The following is a 17519-nucleotide window of genomic DNA, read 5'->3' as shown; positions in this document are numbered from 1 at the left end:
CAAATGAATATATTGATAAGGGCAAAACCACTGAAAAGTGGTGACGCAAAACTATAGGGGCTAATGCGATTTTTCGTTATGCCAGCCAGTTACCGATATAGAAGCGCAGCGTGTTTCGTTGTTATTTGTGACCCTTCTTATTTCGGTAAGAAGGGTTTTTCGTGTTTTTTGCATCATTTAACAATTGCATACCGTCAACTCCGTATTGACAAAGGCAAATCCATTGAAAAATGGTGGCGCAAAACTATAGGAGCTAACGCGATTTCGCTATGCTAGCCAGTTACCGATATTTTAAGCTCAGCTTCAAGCGGTGGAATGCTTGCCTGGGCTTATGGAGGAATGATTGCAAATGAAGTGGATGAAACGTGCTTTAACCGTACTCGCCTTCTGTATTATGGTTAGCGTTCTCCCTACATACACGGTTCATGCGGAAAATTCCGTTCTCGATCAGTTGGTTGTCCTGCCGGCCGGCAGTTACAACGAAAAAGAAGCCCAGGCCATGATGAAGCGGCTTGAGAAAATCCCCGCACCTATCCTGACGACTTTATATGATAAAGGCGTAAAGATCAAACTGGTCAATGGTACCATCACCAATGAACCTGAACTCAGTTATTTGAAAGGCGTCACTCCCAGAGGCTGGGAAGGGACCGGCCTGACCTGGGACGACATCCCGGGTGTCAGCGAGAAAATTGTCGTCGTTCGGATCGGCTACAGCAAGAAGGGCAAGGGACACAATTCGTTCAACCTGGAAATTCATGAAACGCTGCACGCCGTAGACCGTTTTGTATTTAACGGCGTTAGCGATACCGAAGAATTCAAGAATATTTTTAATAAAGAAGCTGTCGCGAATTACGGCCAGGATGGCTACATATCGGCTTATCCCGCCGAATATTACGCCGAGGCCGCCAGCTTGTATCTGTATAATTCAACAACACGCGAAGAACTGAAGAAAAGCGCCCCCTTGACGCATGCTTTTATGGACAAGCTTTTCGCCAATTGATCATTGCAGATGTTTAAATATGAAAAAATCCCTGAAAATGAAGTGCACCCCTTAGAATAGACATTGGACCCCCCCTGGTTATTCCAATGAATTCTAGGGGGTGCATTTTTTACATGCAATTTTCAGGAAAAACTCCTGTTTCTGCGTCACAAATCCGGAAGCCGGATTGTCATACTGCATGAGAACCAAACAAATCATACCGTAAAGGAGCCCTTACTCATGGAACTTCGAATGAATTACAGAAATGCGAATGCGGATGCCTTCAAAACGATGCTGGGGTTGGAGCAGTTCATCAAAAACAGCGGCCTCGACCCAAAACTGTACGAGTTCATTAAGCTGCGGTCGTCGCAAATCAACGGCTGCTCCTACTGCATCGACATGCACGCCAAAGATCTGCTCGGGATGGGCGAAAGCACGGAGCGACTGATGCTTATTCCGGTATGGCGCGAAGTCCCGGTCTTCACCGAAGAAGAACGGGCCGTGCTGGAATTGACCGAATATGTCACCAAGCTTCACGAATCCGGCCTTCCGGACGAAGTGTACGCGCGCGTGCGGCAATTTTTTGACGAAAAACAATTCGTCGACCTCGTCATGGCCATCAATATCATCAACGCATGGAACCGGATCGGCGTATCCACCGGCATGTACCCCGGCTGCTTCAATTAAAACGCCGCAGTTTGTCCGGGTTCACGATGAGATACAGCTTTCGGATGCGGGAGCCGCCAGGCTCCCACTCCGGGCATATCGCCCAGGCAATCCGCCCCTCGTTCTTTAGCAAAAGGCAAAGCTCTCCGTTGACGCCGGCCGGTACAAAGCCTTCCCGGAACCGCCCCTTCGCTGCAAGTCCCTCAAAGAACGCCTGCACTCTGCTGAGGCCAAGAATCGGGTTCAAAGCCGCGCGGGCTTTTCCGCCGCCGTCGGAAACAAGCGTGACCTCCTCCATCAGAAAAGCAACCAAAGGTTTGAAATTCCCCGTATCGGAAGCACGCAAAAAAGCCTCCACAAAACGGTCCTGTACTCCAGGATCGGCTCCTTTGGAAGGGAAAGCGTCAGACCCGCCCGATAATGTTTTCATTTTTCGACCGGCCCGGCTGAATGTTTTCCGGCAGCTAAGCTCGGTTTTATCCAGCATTTCCGCGATGTCCCGGTACTCGAATCCCAGCGTTTCCTTGGTTATATATACAGTTCTCTCCAGCGGCGTAAGCTGTTGTAACATGACCAAATATGCATAGCCGACCTGTTCGCGGCGCTCCGCAGGATCGGACTGTCCTTCCCTATCGGCATCCGGAAGGGGTTCCGGCAGCCAGGGGCCGACATACGTTTCGCGTCGCTTCCGCGACGAACGAATGAGGTTAATGCAGCGGTTTGCCGTCATTTTCATCAAATACGCCTGCTCGTTCCGCACCTCGTCTTTATCGATCACCATATACTGTGCAAAAACATCCTGAACCATATCCTCCGCATCCGCCGCGCTTCCAAGCATCCGGTAAGCAAGGCCGAACAGCCTCGGCTTATACTCTGCATAAGTTTCTTCCAGCATGATCCGACTTCCTCCTAACCCTGTTTCGGTAGTGATACTAAGGAGACAGTTCAACAGCACCGTTTGTGACATCCGAGCTCAGGTCGCAGCAGAATCCCGATCTCGCCCTGCGCCAAAACCGTCAGACGGGAATAGCCGAATCCCTCATCTTTAATCACCTGGCGTACAGCGATGTCTTCCCGCCGTCATCGCTTTCAGCAACCGCGATTCTATGCAATCCGTAATCGTTTCTCATGTAATAGATAAGCTTTGGCCGGATGATGGATCCGCGATCCTGGCGGCGATGCCTGCGTTTCAATGGTTGCCACAGGCAATACAGCCTCACCCGATTGCTACCTTAGCCTAATAGCCTCACCCCTATGTTATAGGATCGCTTGGAGGCTGACCAGCAATTCCTTACTTCCTTTAGGTGGTCAAGTTGCGAGACCCCCAGCTGCTTTTTCAGCTTCTTTCTGGCTCGGCTCATTCGGTTCCGCACATTTTCGGGCTCGATTAGGAGTACCTCGGCAATTTCCAGCGTGTTGAAATGTTCATAATAATACAAATACATCGGCTCCCTTAAAGTCTCCGGCAGAGAAAGGACGGCAGACAATAGTGCTTCGCCCTTCTCCTTGCGATTCGCGGCCAACGAGCCGGACATCCGCTCCGTACCTTCCTGAAAAGCCTCTCCATATGAACCGTCCATAGATCCCAGCCCCTTTCTTCGTATGGAACGATTTTTTTTTCGTCATCCTTCACCTTAATTTGAAACTACACAGCGTTTGTTGCCCGCTTGAAATTCCGTTTCTTTTGGGGAGTGACTTCCTCCCTTTTAAGCTTTTCTTGGGCGGTGCCTGAACTTCCATGATTCCCCGGACTCTTTTTCCAGTTCCATCTGCTGCTGCCGTATGAGAAATTCCGCATTAAACCAATGGTTCATTCCGCTCTCCTCCCTCAATTCGGTTCATAAATTTTAGAACTAGTAATTTAAGTTCAATTATATATGAACTAATTTAAAGTTCAATATTTATTTTACTTAGGATGTGGTATCATAAAATTCGAATGAGAATCCTTTGAGGTGATAATGGATATGCCCCTGATCAGAATCGAATATTCTCCTGTTCATGAGCTTGTAACAAGCTTATTTGCTTATACGGATCATAAAAATCATCTTCATGACCTCGGCAACAAATGGAGGAAGGAAATACGGAAGAACCTTTCCGAGTCTTTCGAGAAAAAACTTGAGGATTTGGATTTATGCGAAATCATAACTTATTTGCATCTCGTGATTGTGGACAGCCCGGAAAAACAAAATGTGGAATCGTTCCTAGCGTGGTTTGCCGATTTGGGCGAGGGGCAACTCTATGAAATGCTGGCACCGCATCTTGAAGAGGGGATTTCCATGGGGCTGAAGGCCTTTCGCGATCTGAGCCTTGAGATTTTGACGGAATGGCACCGCGTCTGTCCAATCTCTCAAGAAATTCATGAATTGCTGGAACGTTCGGCCTCCCGCATGAAACAATTGAACGAGCAGGTTCCTTACATTGACCTGATTGACGAAGCAACCAGCGGAATCGTGCTGGATCCGGTTGACGAATACGACACCATCCTTCTCATTCCGGCCTACCACATCAAACCCTTAAACCGGATGGACTTTGTGAACAGTCGGTTGTTCGTCATCAACTATGCCGTAGATGATGAGCAAACCCCTGAAGATACGCCCACCCATCAGCTGCTTCGCATGACCAAAGGGCTGGCGGATGAGAAAAGGCTTGTGCTGCTGCACATTTTGGCCGGCGGTCCGGTCACTTTTACCGAGCTGCAGCAGAAAACCGGACTGTCCAAGAGCAACCTCCACTATCATCTGTCCCTGCTCAAAACGGCGGGGCTCCTACGCATGCACTTCAAGAAGCCCAACGAAAAATATAAATACAGCGCAAGGCCCGAATCCTTTGACCAGCTGAAGGCGCTGTTGGAGTCTTACGTATTCGGCATAAAAAAGAACAGTAAGTAAAAAGGCCAACCAGCAATCTTGAACTGCACCTCCAATTGTTAGCGTGTGTCCAACAATTGGGGGTCACTTCATCTCCGGATGGCCTAATAATATGAAGGAGGGGCATCCCAAAAGGTTCACTGCACGGGACGCCTCGTTTTTTTGTCAAGAGAGAGCGGTCTGTAGCCACGGCCAATGATGACACAGGTTCCGCTATTCGGCTCGAAAGGGGCTTGTGGGCAGCAAACGGCTAAATAACGGAACGGTTGTCAGTAAACCAGCTCAAATCGCCCAAAAAGCAGAATTTAACGGAACCAGTGTCAACGAATGAAAATCTACTTAAATTGGAAAAACAAGAATATAAAAATCGGGGGCTGTTCCAATGTAGAAAAATCTTAAAATCTACTTTGGGAACAGCCCCTTCATGTCAAATATCGATGGCCACATGAGGCTTGCTGTAGTGGCTGACTCCACCGCCTCCTACGAGCACCTTGCCTCCCTTTTTGAAGATCAGGCGTTTACCGGAGCCGTTCGAAAGCAGCACATCCACTTTGGCTCGGTTCGCGGTGGCGGTATAGATCACGTACCCGCTTTTTGAAACCGACGTTGCCCAGTTCCCATCAAACTCGGAACGAAGCACCCGGTTGGAATAGACCTGATTCTCGACTCCTGCATTCGATCTCACCAATCTCCACACCTCCCGCAAATTTGGATAGGATAGGATAGGATATGCCGGAGGATGCGGGATTGCTTTGTATATCGACCTATGAATATATCTATCTCCACGCCGGACTCATCAAACACTTTCCCTTATCGGAAGAATTTCCTGGAGAGCCGCTGACTCCAAAATAAGAAAAACGTCTATCGACGTACTTTCTCAGAAGACAGACCGCGTATAGCGGAAGTTTTTCTTGCGAGATAAGGATGGCAAACCTTTGACGTTTATACTTTCTTATCTCTTAAGAAAAACGTCTATCGACGCCCTTCTCAGAAGACAGACCGCGTATAGCGGAAGTTTTTCTTGCGAGATAAGGACGGCAAACCTTTGACGTTTATACTTTCTTATCTCTTAAACAAAACCGGCCTACTGCCCTGTCAGAACCTCCACATCCAGCCTGTTCAGCGCCTCGATCCATTCCGCGGTACAGCCCGAGTCGGTCACGATCATGGAAATTTGCTCAATGGGAGCAATTTGGGCAAAAGTCGTAACCCCGAACTTGGAATGGTCCGCGACGAGAATCGATTCCTCCGTTCTGAGCATCATCTTCCGGGACACTAAAGCTTCATCCAGATTGTACTCCGTAATGCCGTCCGATAACGAGATGCCGCCGGCCGAGATAAACGCCTTGTTCACCTTAAACTGATCCAGCAGCTCATGAGCGATAGGTCCCGTTGCCGCCTGAACGCCCATGTTCACCTCGCCGCCGGCAAAAACAATCTTTCCCTTGAAACCCTCCAAGGCGCAAGCCAAAACGGGCACGGAATTGGTGATGACCGTTACATGGGCACGGTCTTTCAGATGACGCATGATCTCCAATGTCGTTGTACCGTTATCCAACATAACCGTCTCCCCGTCCTTAACGAGAGAGGCTGCGGTTTTGCCGATGGCCTGCTTTTCCTCCCGAAACATTTGGGATCTTTTTAAAAAGGTAGGCTCTATCCATCCGGAACGAGTCTGCACTGCGCCGCCGTATACTTTCCGCAGCCTCCCTTCCTTCTCCAGCCGGTCCAGGTCGCGCCGGATCGTTTCCGTCGAGACGTTGAATAAAGCGGCAAGATCATGCACCTGTACCTTGCCTTCCATGCTTAACCGGGCAAGAATCGTTTGCCGGCGTTCCTCATAGGTTAAGGACATATGATATTCCCTCCTGTAATGGCCTTCCCGTTGCTTTCATGTGATTTCATGTTGTTTTGTCCAGTTTATCGTTCCGCTCTGAACCTTGTCAAACTTTCAAAATACGTTTTTTTTATGGCCCCGATAGTTACCATTCTCTATTTCCCTAGCTTTACAAGCCCGTGAATCGCTGTCCTTCGGTGCGAAAAAAGGAATTGACAGATCTTGATACAGGGCATACAATCAACAAGAAACAACATAAAACAAACAAAAACAACAACAAATCTACAGTTTGTCAAGGGGGAACTGATATGAACCGCCCATTATCTTTTCAGCCGAACGGCACGTTTACCATTGTGCAATTTACCGATCTTCATTGGAAGGACGGAGGAACCGAGGATCGAAAAACCCGTGAATTGATGGAACTTGTGATGGAATCGGAAAAACCGGATCTTGTCGTGTTTACCGGAGACATCATCTATACCGGAGACACCTCCCCCGGCATTGAACGATGCGCCGATCCGGCCCAGGCTTTCCGCGATGCCGTCGCAGCGGTCGAAGAGCGGAGCATTCCGTGGGCCTGCGTGTTCGGCAATCACGATACGGAAAGCGGAATCACGCGCAAAGAACTCATGCAGGTGGCCCTGTCGCATTCGCATACCGTAACGCAAGCAGGGCCGGAAGAGCTTGCAGGTGAGGGCAATTATGTACTGGAGCTTTTGGATTCCGAAGGAAAACCCGCGGCCAATCTTTATTTCCTGGATTCAGGCGACTATTCCCCTCTCGAGCGTGTTCCCGGCTACAACTGGGTCCGTCGGAACCAAATAAACTGGCTGGTCTCCGAGTCGGCGCGGCTGAATCCGCCGGAGCGGGAAAACAAGCTGCCCGCACTCGCCTTCTTCCATATCCCCGTTCCGGAATACCAGGAATTATGGGATACCCAGGTCTGCTACGGGCATAAATTTGAACCGGTTTGCTGCTCACCCGTCAACTCGGGGCTGTTCACCGCGCTGCTTGAGATGGGCGACGTTATCGGCACGTTTTGCGGTCATGACCATGTTAACGACTACCATGGAACCCTGCACGGGATACGTCTCTGCTACGGGCGGGCAAGCGGTTATAACACCTACGGCAAGGATGGCATGCCGAGGGGGGCGCGCGTGATTCGCTTGACTGAAGGAGAAGCCGGTTTTAACACATGGCTTCGACTCGCAGACGGCTCGGCAGTGCATGAACAGCCGGTCCATGATCCACATTCCGGTCAGGAAGGCTGACGATTAAAGGAGAAGCATCCATGCTATTGCCCATTTTACTGGTCATTGCCTCCGGCATGGCTCACGCCGTCTGGAGCCTGTTCACCAAGAAGAGCCTGAACAAAAGCGTTTTTCTATGGTCCATCATGATGGTGTGCACAGTCCTGCTGCTGCCGACCTTAATAATGGAACTGTGGCAGACCCCCTTATCATGGGGGGCCTACGCGCTGCTTGCGCTGTCCGTTATTCTTCAGGCCGTTTATTCCTGGCTGCTGTCCCGAACGTACGAGCTGGGCGATCTATCGCAAATCTATCCGATCATGCGAGGAACCAGCACGCTGCTCGTCCCGATCATCGGGGTGCTCTTTCTCAGGGAATCGCTATCCGTATGGGGATGGATCGGAATCATCCTCATGCTAATCGGCTTTATCGTCCTAAGCGGAGTCGGCCCTCGCCGTAAACACCCGGACGCTTCATCCCATAGCCTGAAGCCTGTTCTTATGGCGCTGTGCGTGGGGCTGTGCACCACCAGTTACGTATTCGTCGATAAGCTTAATTTGCAGCATATTTCGCCCCTCGCGCTGCTCGAAATTACGAATATCGGCTTTGTGGCCGGTCTGACCCCCCAGGTGATCAGATCCAAGGCGTTGCGGAGAGAATGGCAGGTCAACCGCCCCACGCTTTTGCTTGGAGCGATCCTGAACCCGGGTTCCTATCTGCTGTTCCTTTTTGCGATGGAGCAGGCCCCCATGGCCCATATTGGTCCTTTGCGGGAAACGGGAACCGTATTCGCTACGTTCCTCGGCATCCTGGTCCTGAAAGAGCGGCAGGGCATGAAGCGGATTGCCTGCTCGATCCTCGTCACCTGCGGCATTTTGCTTATCGGCATGTGGGGCTGAGTACTGGACTTTCTGTAGACAACATTAAGATAACAACAACCCGACCCTAGATAGGCCGGGTTGTTGCCGTTTGGGGAACGGCGACGGCTTTGAAGCTGGGTTATCTTATCCTTCGCCAAGAGCATCGAGACAGATGCCGTGCCGTTCAGGCATCGTCCCACTTCCGCCACTCCCGCTCCAACTCTTCGGCTTCTTCCTGACGGTTCATGCTGAGCAACACCGAGGCGACGGATTGGCGAATCTTCATATCGTTCGGATAATAAACAAGCGCGCATTTGCTGTATTCAATATACTCAATGATTTCACCCTGCCCGTAATGGTAGGCCGCTATCCATTTGGCCAGCTCGTATAGTTGAAATTCGATGCACTCGCGCATATGAATCATCCAATGATCGTACCACCCCGACAGCACCGCGTCCGGCGCGTTCCACAGAACTCTTTTGGCCAAAGCGGCTTTCACCTTCGGATCCGGCTCGTCATACGCTTGACGCAGGGATTGATGGAAATAAATCAAATCGCAAAACACATTCCCCTTCAGATGAATATATTCCATATCAACGCTTAGGAAAACGCCTTCATATCCTGAAGGTTCAATCAAGCTTTTTAAGTGAGACAGGTACACTCTTAAATTCCGTCTGGCTTTTACGTAACTGACATCCGGCCATAACTCCTCGCACAATTTCTCACGGGATACGGAACGGTGAAATACCAAATAAACAAAAATGTTTTTGGCAAATCGCTGGTTCCACCCTTCCCATACCTCTTCTCCGTTCACGTAGACTCGAAAGCACGTCAGTAAATTGATTCTTATCTCCCGTCCATGATCTGGTCTGAACATGCTTCTCTCCAAGCAATAATCCGGCACTGGCCCCCGTCCGGGCGCCCTGGCTTGCATGCCTTGTCTTTGAAAAAAATGCTGTACCCACCGGCTGGTCTCCTCCGGCTGATCCACGTACACCAAGTTGGAAGCATGCGAAATCATGCGAAATGCAGCATCAGGCACATGAACCTGTATGAGTCCCATCAGGTACGGCGTATAAATCGAATCGTACTCGCCGGCCAGCACAAGTACGGGAATCCCCAGCTTCTTCAGATCGTCGATAGATCGGGCCTCAATAATAAAATCGAGCAGATCGAAGTAACGGGAGGGCTCGAACGAGCGCATAACGGATATCAAGCGCCGGAGCATCGGATGCTCCAAAGGAAGTATCGTAAAGGTTTGGAACATTTGTTCCACCATTTGGCCAAACGAGCAGTGTGCGGCGACCGACTTTCGGAGCGCTAAGCCCTTTTCAACCATATATTTTGGAAGCAGTCCCGACAGAGACAGCAGCACCATGCCGGCAACAGCCTCGGGGCGCCTCATGGCAAACTGAATCGTCAAGTCGCAGCCGAAACCGTGACCGATAAAATAACTGCGGCGGATGTTCAAGCTGTCCAGCAAAAAAGCCAAATCGCCGCAATACGTATCCCAGCTCAGCCTCGTTTCGCCCCCGCTGCGGCCATGTCCCCGCAAATCGTATCGCAGCACGTTATACGTGCCGCTTAAATAGGGAATGATCAGATCCCAGGAACTGCTGTCCAGGCCGTTTCCGTGGATAAGCACTACGATGTCTCGAATGTTGTCGAAGCTGTCGTATTCATAGTAGATAGGTCCTTCCTTCCTCTTTAAATATGGCATGCTTTTGCTCTCCTGTTGTCATAAATTATGTAGCGTAAGCGTAGCGTTCGGCTTGATATAATGACTGCCACAATACTGTATTGTTGCGGGGGTAAAGATGATAAGCGTTGATCCGAGACGAAAAAAGCAGTTAGACTTCATTGGAATTACCGAAATCGACCTCTCTTACCTGAAAAGTAAGCAAGGTTTGTTGGAACAAATCACCGAGCTTGTCGTGGACAAGCTGTATCAGCGATTGATCGATGAGCCCGAGCTGGCTAAGATCATTCAAGCGCACAGCAGCCTGGAAAGATTGAAACAAACCCAGCGGTGGTATTTTCGGTCGATGGCGGATGGCATGATTGATAATGAATATATCGACAGAAGGCTGTATATCGGTAAGCTGCATTCCCGAATCGGCCTGACGACGGATTGGTACTTGGGAACCTATATCCTTTACCTGGACATCACCGCGTCATGCCTTCTGCCGCTGGCACCCGATGAATGCATCGAAATCATCCGTGTCCTGACCAAAATGTTCAATCTGGACGCGCAAATCGTGCTGGAGGCTTACGAACAGGATGAAAAAGAAAAAATCCGCCAAATGGCGGACGAAAAAGAGCATATGCTCTTAAAAATACAAAGCGCCGTTCAAGAACTCGCCGAAATGATGGCGAAACTGCATAAGAACAGCCAAATCGTCGAACAAACTTCCGCCCATTCCGCTTTATTGCAAGAACAGACCGCATCCAAAGTCGTGGGTTTCACGGAAAGCGTCCATAATATGCATACCATCGCTCCGCCGTAACCGATTTGTCCGACCAGACCCACTTGATCGGCATTAATGCTGCTATAGAAGCCGCGCATGCGGGTGAAGCGGGAAGGGGATTCGAAGTCGTTGCCAACGAAATTCGCAAGTTGGCCAGCCGCTCCAAAGATTCGCTTCGGCTCATTCAGTCAACCTTGGAGCACATGAGCCGCGAGTTGGCCGAGGTTCAACAGGAAACGGAGCAAGCCGCGGCTTATGCCCGAAAGCAGGCTGTCAGCTCCAAAGAGCTTGCCGCACTGACCGGAATGATCGAATCCGTGCTGGCCGATTTGAATGCGCTTCACTAAGCCCTTCCAATAATCTTCAAAAAAAAGCCCCGTCGTCGGGGCCTCTTTTTTATCCTATTCCGTATTTGTCCGAAAGCACGCTATATGAGTCTGTGAGCATACCACTTCTTCCCCCGGAACCGCCATAGGAATATAGCACCGCGCACGCCCCACTCACAGTTCATCGCCACCCAGACCCCGAGAATGCCGAAGCCCAGCGTAATGCCCAGAACGTAACCGAATACTACCCGGAAGAGCCACATCGTCAGCATGGAGGTCACCGAGGTGAAGCGCGAATCGCCGGCCGCACGGAGTGCGGAGGGCAGGATAAAGCTGATTGACCAGAGCGGCACCTGAATGATGGTATTGATCAGGAGAAGCAGAAAGATATCGTCCACGATTTCGGCGGGAGGATCAAACAGCCCCACCAAAGGCCGGAAAAACGGCATTAGGATCAGCCCCGTCAGCGCCAGGGAAGCGGAGCCCAGCCACAGGAAGGACTTCATGAACTTGCGGGCGTCCGCAATGTTCCCCCTGCCGATGCATTGGCCGACAACCGTGACCACCGTTAGGGATAAGGCCGCCGCAGGGATCTGGATTACGCCGGCGAGCGAAGCGCCGATGGCGTTTGTCGCGATGGCGTAGGTGCCCAGGCTGACAATAAACACCTGGGTTAATATTTTCCCCCCGTTAAAGAACATCTGCTCCGCGGCAAACGGAATCCCGATGAACATGATTTTGCGCAGCATCGACAGCGGAAAATGAACCAGATCCCGAAGGTGCAGATGCAGCGTAGCCTCCATTCTGAATAAATAAAAGAGGGCGCAAACAGCCCCCGCATAGCGGGCAATGTTGATGGCAAGGGTCATCCCCGGCACACCCATATGAAGAAAGTTAATAAAAACAACGTTCAATACAACATAAAGCAGGTTCATGATCAGCGAAAGGGCCAGCGACGCCCGGGTTTTGCCGACCCCCCTCAAAGCTGCGCACACGGCCGAAACGATCGCTATGCCGACATAGGAGGCGCTGCTCCCGATTAAATAAATTTTGGCATTGTCCATCACGTCCGCCGAGGCCGATCCGAACAGCAGATTAAGGAGCGGGTTGTGCAATCCCATGATCAGCAGGCCAATCCCCAACGCAATCAAGGCCACGGCGGTTATGGTGCCTGCCGAAGCCCTGGAGACCATCAGGTCATTGCCGCTTCCTTTGTACTGCGCTACGACTACCGTCCCGCCGGTCGCTACGGCCACAAATACGCTGATCAGAAAAATATTCAGCGAATCGACCATGTTGACTGCGCTGACGGCCGCCACCCCCGACGAACTGATCATGGCCGTATTGAGCAGATTGAGCCCGACGATAAAGGCCTGGTCAATCAAGATCGGGAGAAACAAGGCGAAGATCTGCCGGTAATCCATGGATTCCCCCGAAAAATATTTGCTTAATATGCCTTCCATCCGCGTTCGCAAAGAAGCCTGCATGGTTATCATCACATTCTTTTCTGTTTAAATGACTCCGTCGTCCTCGAGGAAGGAAAACGGAATTTGTTCAGCCGCAAGTCTTCGTCAAAAAAATCCGATCATGGGTATCCATGTATGAATCAGGTACATTTCACCCTATGTTTGATTGAGGATATCACCGTAGCCGGAATCTGTCAATCATGCTGGTCAAAAGAGAAAGAAGCCTTTAAACTAAAGAAAAACTTAATATGCAATCGCATACATTTCATCCTGTAAAAGGAGTGGTTCTATTCATGCCAACCCATGATCTGCTGCAACCCTTCTTCCCGGTCATCGGGTCGATGTGCATATCGACCCGATGCGAGATGAATTACAAGGAGGCCATCTAAAATGAAACCACGGATATCGGTTCTTACTTTAGGGGTGGACGATCTGGAGCGGTCGCTGAAATTCTACCGCGACGGTATCGGGCTGCCGACGGAAGGCATCGTCGGAAAGGAGTTCGAGCACGGGGCCGTTGCCTTTTTCGACTTGGAAGGCGGCTTAAGGCTTGCCATTTGGAATCGTAAAGACCTCGCTCACGACGCAAAAGTCGCTTTAACCGGAGCCAGCTCCACCGAGTTTACCATAGGCCACAACGTAAGCAGCAAGGAAGAAGTGGATCAGGTGATGGCAGCCGTTGAAAAGGCTGGCGCGGTCATCACGGTCCCTTCGCAGGACACGTTCTGGGGAGGGTACTCGGGCTACTTCCAGGATCCCGACGGCCATTTGTGGGAAGTCGTCTGGAACCCGGCATGGAAGACCACGGAATAAAGAATGCAGAGCGGTTGACCTTTTTCAGTCACAACGAAAAAATCCCCTCCAGCCCCCTTCCCTGTTCGGGAAGGCTTGCTCGGAGGGGATTCATTTTAATCATTTTTGGAACTCACCGTTTGCCTGAGTCGAACGGTTCCCCTACGGCTTTCGGCGCATTAGAGGATTTCGAGAAGAGCACGAGCGCAATCAGGGTAACCACATAAGGGAATACCTTAAGAACGACCGGCGGGACGACGGCAAGCTGCGGAATGACCTGCGATACGTTCGCCACCGTGCTCGCAAACCCGAAGAACAGCGTCGCGGCCAATACGCCCATCGGTTTCCACTGACCAAAGATCAGGGAGGCCAAGGCAAGGAAGCCGAGACCGGCGACGTTGCCGGTAAACTCGCCCGCATACGTCAATAGGATGATCGCTCCCCCGAGACCGGCGAAAGCCCCCGAAATCATGACGCCGACATACCGCATCGGTCTTACCCGGATGCCGGCTGCCTCTGCCGCGTGCGGATGCTCACCGCAGGAACGGAGGCGCAAACCGAACGGTGTTTTGTACAGCAGCCATGTGCTGACGATCAGCAACACCAGGACAATCCACGTTGAGTCGTACGTCTTGGAGAAGAACAAATCCCCAATAATCGGAATCGATGACAACCACGGTACATCATACGGCGCAAAACCGTTTGTAATGCGGATATTGCCGCTGCCGGTCATGTTGCGTGCCAGGAAAATCGTGAGCGCTCCGGCGATCATGTTAATCGCCGTACCGCTTATGATCTGGTTGGCGCTGAGATTGATGCTGGCAAAGGCGTGCAGAAGTGAAAACAGCGCGCTCGCCGCCGCCGCGGCCAGCAGCCCGACCCACAGCACCCATGGGGCGCCCGGCCATTGTTCCTGCATTTTGGATACGACAAAAGCTCCGATAAAGGAACCGACAATCATCAAGCCGTCCAAGCCGATGTTCACGACCCCGCTTCGTTCACTGAAAAGTGCGCCCAAGGCGGTAATCAAAAGCGGGATCGTGAAAACGATGGCATACGGAAAAATCTGTTCAAGCGTTGTCCACATGTTCTCAATCCCCCTGCTTTTTATTTGCCGCTCGACGCGTTTTCAATTTTCGGAAGAGACGCTCGATCAGGATGCTTGTCGCCGCAAAATAGATAATGATTGCGATAATCGAATCGGCGATCTCCGGCGGTATTTCCGTCATGGCGTTCATAAATCCTCTGCCCGAATACAACAGGCCGAAGAACAAAGCCGACAGGAATACGCCCAGAGGAGCGTTGACGCCCAGCAGCGCAACGGCGATGCCGTCAAAGCCTTGGGTCGGCAGGATGCCGATTTGAATGCTGGAGGCATTCCCGGTATACTGCGCCACGCCTGCCAAGCCGGCGATCCCGCCGGATATGAGCATGGAAAGAACGATGCTGCGCTTTACCGCGATACCCGCGTATTCGGCCGCGTGACGGTTGAATCCAACCGCTTTCAGCTCGTACCCCAGCGTCGTTTTGTTAATGATAAAGGCTATGATGATAACCGCCAGAACGGCGATAAAAAAGCCCAGGTTTACGTAGGAGCCTTGGAACAAATCGCTGAGCCAGTCCTGGTGAAGCATGGCTTCCGGCGGAAGCTGCCGGGATTCCGTTTCCAAACTTTCCCCTTTGAAATAGGCCGGAACCACGTAGTAGACCGTCCAGTAAGCAATCCAGTTCATCATGATCGTCGATACGACCTCATGCACATTGTAACGGGCCTTCAATATTCCCGGAATAACCGCCCATAAAGCACCGCCGATAAAGCCGATCAAAATCATAAGCGGCACAAGCAATCCCTGCGGCAGGTCTACCGTGAGACCGATCGCCGTTGCGCAAAAGCCGCCGAACAGCATCTGGCCCGCCGCCCCGATATTGAACAGTCCCGTGCGGAACGCAAACGCGACCGACAAGCCCGTCAGAATGAGCGGAGTTGCCGTGGCCAGCGTATTCCCGATCCGTTCCGGGTTCTTCAGCCCGCCCTGGATGAGGAATTTGTACCCTTCCACCGGATTATGGCCGGTCAGCGCCATAAGCAGCGCTCCCGCAAGGAGTCCGAAAAGGACGGCAAGCAACGATTTTACGCTGTTATTCATGCGGTGTGCCCTCCTCCTTTTGATAACCGGCCATCATCAGGCCGAGCTCTCTTTCGTTCGTTTCGGAGGCTTTGACGATACCGACCAGCTCGCCGTTGTTGATGACCGCGATGCGGTCCGACAAATTCAGCACTTCATCAAGCTCCAGCGAAACCAGCAAAACGGCTTTCCCCTTGTCCCGCTGTTCGATCAAACGCTTGTGAATATATTCGATCGAGCCTACGTCCAAGCCCCGGGTCGGCTGAACCGCAATCAGCAGATCGGGGTCGCGTTCAACCTCACGGCCGATGATGGCCTTCTGCTGGTTTCCTCCGGACATCGAACGGACGATGGATTTCCCGCCGGTTCCCGAGCGAACATCGAAGCTTTGTATGATATGGTCCGCATGCTTGCGGATAGCGGACGGCTGGAGCAGCCCCTTTTTGGAGTAAGGCGGCCGGTTGTATACCTCGAGAATCATATTCTCCTCCAGCGTGTAATCCAGCACGAGTCCTCTTTTTTGGCGGTCCTCAGGGATATGGCCGATTCCGCTTTCGTTCCGTTCGCGAATGGACAGGCCCGTGATGGCTTTTCCATTCAAGCTTACGGTTCCGCTTTCCGCCCGCCGTAGGCCCGTAATAGCCTCCACCAGCTCGGTCTGCCCGTTTCCGTCCACGCCGGCTATGCCCACGATTTCCCCGGCGTACAGTTCAAGCGAAAAGGATTTGAGCGCATCGACTTTTTTGCTGTTCTTGACGGTAAGCGAGCTAACCTCAAGAACCTTTCCTTCGGGATTGCTCTCCTTCTTGTCCACTTTGAAGGAAACGCTGCGGCCCACCATCATTTCGGCCATGGTCTCGCGGCTCGTTTCGGCCACATCCACGGTCCCGATCGTTTTTCCCCGGCGGATAACGGTACAGCGGTTCGCAACCGCTTTGATTTCCTTCAGCTTATGCGTGATCAGAATAATGGATTTGCCTTCGCTCACAAGGTTTTTCATGATGCTTTGAAGATCTTCGATTTCCTGCGGTGTCAGAACGGCCGTCGGCTCGTCAAAAATAAGCACCTCCGCGTCGCGGTACAGCATTTTGAGAATTTCCACCCTTTGCTGCATGCCGACCGAAATATCCTCGATTTTGGCATAAGGGTCCACGTTCAGCCCATACCTCTTGGACAGCGCTTCCACCCGCTTGGCCGCGGTTTTCACATCCAGGGATAATCCCCATCCTTTTCGCGTTTCACTGCCAAGAATGATATTTTCGGTGACGGTAAACGGCTCGACCAGTTTAAAGTGCTGATGCACCATCCCGATCCCGAGTTTATTGGCCACGTTCGGATTGGTGATCTTGACTTCCCGGCCATTCACTTTGATTGTTCCGCGGTCGGGCTGATACATGCCGAACAGAATGCTCATCAGGGTTGACTTGCCCGCCCCGTTCTCACCGAGCAGGGCGTGGATCTCCCCTTTTTGCAGCCTGAGCGTAATGTCGTCATTTGCCACGATCCCCGGAAATTCCTTGCGGATGCCCACCATCTCGACAACATAGTCCATGGCTTTGGGTCCTCTCCTTCTTTTTGTCCCGTCCCGGGACATCGTAATAATCAGCTAAAATCAGCATGAACTCAAATCATTCCATGCCTTTAAGGGCCTCATAAGAAAAACGTCTATCGACGTACTTTCTCAGAAGACAGACCGCATTTAGCGGAAGTTTTTCTTGCGATATAAGGAAGCCGTCGTCTTTCGAAGCTTATACTTTCTTATACCTTAAAAAAAGACGGATCCCCTCCGTCTTTTTTTATGTTGTGCATGGTAGCTTTCGATTACCTAATTACTTAATCAGTTCCCCTTGTTCTCCCGCTACTTTAACTTCGCCGGATTTAA

At 51.4% G+C, this 17519-nt stretch carries 17 protein-coding genes and 2 riboswitches; of the genes, 8 read left to right on the top strand and 9 right to left on the bottom strand.

From position 1 onward, the window contains the following. The first annotated feature begins 10 nt into the window (after positions 1-10). Positions 11-97: riboswitch (cyclic di-GMP riboswitch) on the top strand. 106 nt (positions 98-203) lie between these two features. Beyond that, a riboswitch (cyclic di-GMP riboswitch) is annotated at positions 204-288 on the top strand. Positions 289-349: 61 nt separating this feature from the next. Together XI25_RS03795 and XI25_RS03790 are read left to right on the top strand one after the other, a co-directional pair. Continuing rightward, on the top strand, positions 350-1000 hold the full coding sequence (locus XI25_RS03795; RefSeq protein WP_046677443.1) for an anthrax toxin lethal factor-related metalloendopeptidase: 651 nt from the start codon (positions 350-352) through the stop codon (positions 998-1000). Between the two features lie 219 nt (positions 1001-1219). Then, on the top strand, positions 1220-1666 hold the full coding sequence (locus XI25_RS03790) for a carboxymuconolactone decarboxylase family protein (RefSeq protein WP_046677442.1): 447 nt from the start codon (positions 1220-1222) through the stop codon (positions 1664-1666). Here the strand turns inward: XI25_RS03790 and XI25_RS03785 are convergent. Both XI25_RS03785 and XI25_RS34065 read right to left on the bottom strand, forming a co-directional pair. Beyond that, positions 1659-2540 carry a sigma-70 family RNA polymerase sigma factor gene (locus tag XI25_RS03785; protein WP_235439640.1) on the bottom strand — a complete coding sequence of 294 codons (882 nt, stop codon included), beginning with the start codon at positions 2538-2540 and terminating at the stop codon, positions 1659-1661. The genes XI25_RS03790 and XI25_RS03785 overlap by 8 nt on opposite strands. Positions 2541-2877: 337 nt before the next feature. Beyond that, complete coding sequence (locus XI25_RS34065; protein WP_082112195.1) at positions 2878-3225, bottom strand: sigma factor-like helix-turn-helix DNA-binding protein; 348 nt, start codon at positions 3223-3225, stop codon at positions 2878-2880. A gap of 384 nt (positions 3226-3609) precedes the next feature. Here XI25_RS34065 and XI25_RS03775 point away from each other — a divergent pair, with 384 nt between their 5' ends. Then, positions 3610-4533 (top strand): ArsR/SmtB family transcription factor, encoded by a 924-nt coding sequence (locus tag XI25_RS03775; protein ID WP_046677441.1) that lies wholly within the window; start codon positions 3610-3612, stop codon positions 4531-4533. 406 nt (positions 4534-4939) lie between these two features. Here the strand turns inward: XI25_RS03775 and XI25_RS03770 are convergent, their stop codons facing one another. Further along, positions 4940-5200 carry a hypothetical protein gene (locus XI25_RS03770; protein WP_046677440.1) on the bottom strand — a complete coding sequence of 87 codons (261 nt, stop codon included), beginning with the start codon at positions 5198-5200 and terminating at the stop codon, positions 4940-4942. Between the two features lie 396 nt (positions 5201-5596). Beyond that, positions 5597-6367: a DeoR/GlpR family DNA-binding transcription regulator gene (locus tag XI25_RS03765; protein ID WP_046677439.1), complete on the bottom strand. Its 771-nt coding sequence runs from the start codon at positions 6365-6367 to the stop codon at positions 5597-5599. Positions 6368-6657: 290 nt separating this feature from the next. Here XI25_RS03765 and XI25_RS03760 point away from each other — a divergent pair, with 290 nt between their 5' ends. Together XI25_RS03760 and XI25_RS03755 are read left to right on the top strand one after the other, a co-directional pair. Beyond that, on the top strand, positions 6658-7620 hold the full coding sequence (locus XI25_RS03760) for a metallophosphoesterase family protein (RefSeq protein WP_046677438.1): 963 nt from the start codon (positions 6658-6660) through the stop codon (positions 7618-7620). 20 nt (positions 7621-7640) lie between these two features. Next, entirely contained in the window at positions 7641-8498 is an 858-nt protein-coding gene (locus XI25_RS03755) for a DMT family transporter (RefSeq protein ID WP_046677437.1), read from the top strand. A 145-nt stretch (positions 8499-8643) separates the two neighbouring features. Here the strand turns inward: XI25_RS03755 and XI25_RS03750 are convergent, their stop codons facing one another. After that, positions 8644-10179 (bottom strand): alpha/beta hydrolase, encoded by a 1536-nt coding sequence (locus tag XI25_RS03750; RefSeq protein ID WP_046677436.1) that lies wholly within the window; start codon positions 10177-10179, stop codon positions 8644-8646. 97 nt (positions 10180-10276) lie between these two features. On the opposite strand from XI25_RS03750, the gene XI25_RS03745 reads away from it, so the two are divergent. Both XI25_RS03745 and XI25_RS34060 read left to right on the top strand, forming a co-directional pair. After that, on the top strand, positions 10277-10966 hold the full coding sequence (locus XI25_RS03745; protein ID WP_152669062.1) for a protoglobin domain-containing protein: 690 nt from the start codon (positions 10277-10279) through the stop codon (positions 10964-10966). 5 nt (positions 10967-10971) lie between these two features. Next, complete coding sequence (locus XI25_RS34060) at positions 10972-11274, top strand: methyl-accepting chemotaxis protein (RefSeq protein ID WP_152669061.1); 303 nt, start codon at positions 10972-10974, stop codon at positions 11272-11274. Positions 11275-11354: 80 nt separating this feature from the next. On the opposite strand, the gene XI25_RS03740 is transcribed toward XI25_RS34060, so the two are convergent. After that, complete coding sequence (locus tag XI25_RS03740) at positions 11355-12740, bottom strand: MATE family efflux transporter (RefSeq protein ID WP_046677544.1); 1386 nt, start codon at positions 12738-12740, stop codon at positions 11355-11357. Positions 12741-13109: 369 nt separating this feature from the next. On the opposite strand from XI25_RS03740, the gene XI25_RS03735 reads away from it, so the two are divergent. After that, a complete protein-coding gene (locus tag XI25_RS03735) occupies positions 13110-13532 on the top strand; it encodes a VOC family protein (protein WP_046677435.1) in 423 nt (140 codons plus the stop codon). Positions 13533-13644: 112 nt separating this feature from the next. On the opposite strand, the gene XI25_RS03730 is transcribed toward XI25_RS03735, so the two are convergent. From XI25_RS03730 to XI25_RS03720, 3 genes are read right to left on the bottom strand one after another with little or no spacing between them, the layout of a single operon-like run. After that, positions 13645-14598, bottom strand: a complete 954-nt coding sequence (locus XI25_RS03730) for an ABC transporter permease (RefSeq protein WP_046677434.1) — start codon at positions 14596-14598, stop codon at positions 13645-13647. A gap of 4 nt (positions 14599-14602) precedes the next feature. Next, complete coding sequence (locus tag XI25_RS03725; protein WP_046677433.1) at positions 14603-15658, bottom strand: ABC transporter permease; 1056 nt, start codon at positions 15656-15658, stop codon at positions 14603-14605. Next, positions 15651-17189, bottom strand: coding sequence for an ABC transporter ATP-binding protein (locus tag XI25_RS03720; RefSeq protein ID WP_046677432.1), 1539 nt, complete (start codon positions 17187-17189; stop codon positions 15651-15653). Before XI25_RS03720 ends, XI25_RS03725 begins: the two co-directional genes overlap by 8 nt. Positions 17190-17519 lie beyond the last annotated feature (330 nt).

Source organism: Paenibacillus sp. DMB20, assembly GCF_000987955.1.
GTDB lineage: Bacteria > Bacillota > Bacilli > Paenibacillales > Paenibacillaceae > Paenibacillus_AQ.
Note: the sequence above shows the minus strand (reverse complement) of the source record. Positions and strands in the feature narration are given on the sequence as shown.

Excerpts from the sequence above, each read along its gene's own strand:
- XI25_RS03765 (WP_046677439.1), bottom strand. The coding sequence starts at position 6,367 with ATGTCCTTAACCTATGAGGAACGCCGGCAAACGATTCTTGCCCGGTTA.
- XI25_RS03790 (WP_046677442.1), top strand. The coding sequence starts at position 1,220 with ATGGAACTTCGAATGAATTACAGAAATGCGAATGCGGATGCCTTCAAA.
- XI25_RS03760 (WP_046677438.1), top strand. The coding sequence starts at position 6,658 with ATGAACCGCCCATTATCTTTTCAGCCGAACGGCACGTTTACCATTGTG.
- XI25_RS03785 (WP_235439640.1), bottom strand. The coding sequence starts at position 2,540 with ATGCTGGAAGAAACTTATGCAGAGTATAAGCCGAGGCTGTTCGGCCTT.
- XI25_RS03735 (WP_046677435.1), top strand. The coding sequence starts at position 13,110 with ATGAAACCACGGATATCGGTTCTTACTTTAGGGGTGGACGATCTGGAG.
- XI25_RS03720 (WP_046677432.1), bottom strand. The coding sequence starts at position 17,189 with ATGGACTATGTTGTCGAGATGGTGGGCATCCGCAAGGAATTTCCGGGG.
- XI25_RS03745 (WP_152669062.1), top strand. The coding sequence starts at position 10,277 with ATGATAAGCGTTGATCCGAGACGAAAAAAGCAGTTAGACTTCATTGGA.
- XI25_RS03795 (WP_046677443.1), top strand. The coding sequence starts at position 350 with ATGAAGTGGATGAAACGTGCTTTAACCGTACTCGCCTTCTGTATTATG.
- XI25_RS03775 (WP_046677441.1), top strand. The coding sequence starts at position 3,610 with ATGCCCCTGATCAGAATCGAATATTCTCCTGTTCATGAGCTTGTAACA.
- XI25_RS03750 (WP_046677436.1), bottom strand. The coding sequence starts at position 10,179 with ATGCCATATTTAAAGAGGAAGGAAGGACCTATCTACTATGAATACGAC.
- XI25_RS03725 (WP_046677433.1), bottom strand. The coding sequence starts at position 15,658 with ATGAATAACAGCGTAAAATCGTTGCTTGCCGTCCTTTTCGGACTCCTT.
- XI25_RS34065 (WP_082112195.1), bottom strand. The coding sequence starts at position 3,225 with ATGGACGGTTCATATGGAGAGGCTTTTCAGGAAGGTACGGAGCGGATG.
- XI25_RS03730 (WP_046677434.1), bottom strand. The coding sequence starts at position 14,598 with ATGTGGACAACGCTTGAACAGATTTTTCCGTATGCCATCGTTTTCACG.
- XI25_RS03740 (WP_046677544.1), bottom strand. The coding sequence starts at position 12,740 with ATGCAGGCTTCTTTGCGAACGCGGATGGAAGGCATATTAAGCAAATAT.
- XI25_RS03755 (WP_046677437.1), top strand. The coding sequence starts at position 7,641 with ATGCTATTGCCCATTTTACTGGTCATTGCCTCCGGCATGGCTCACGCC.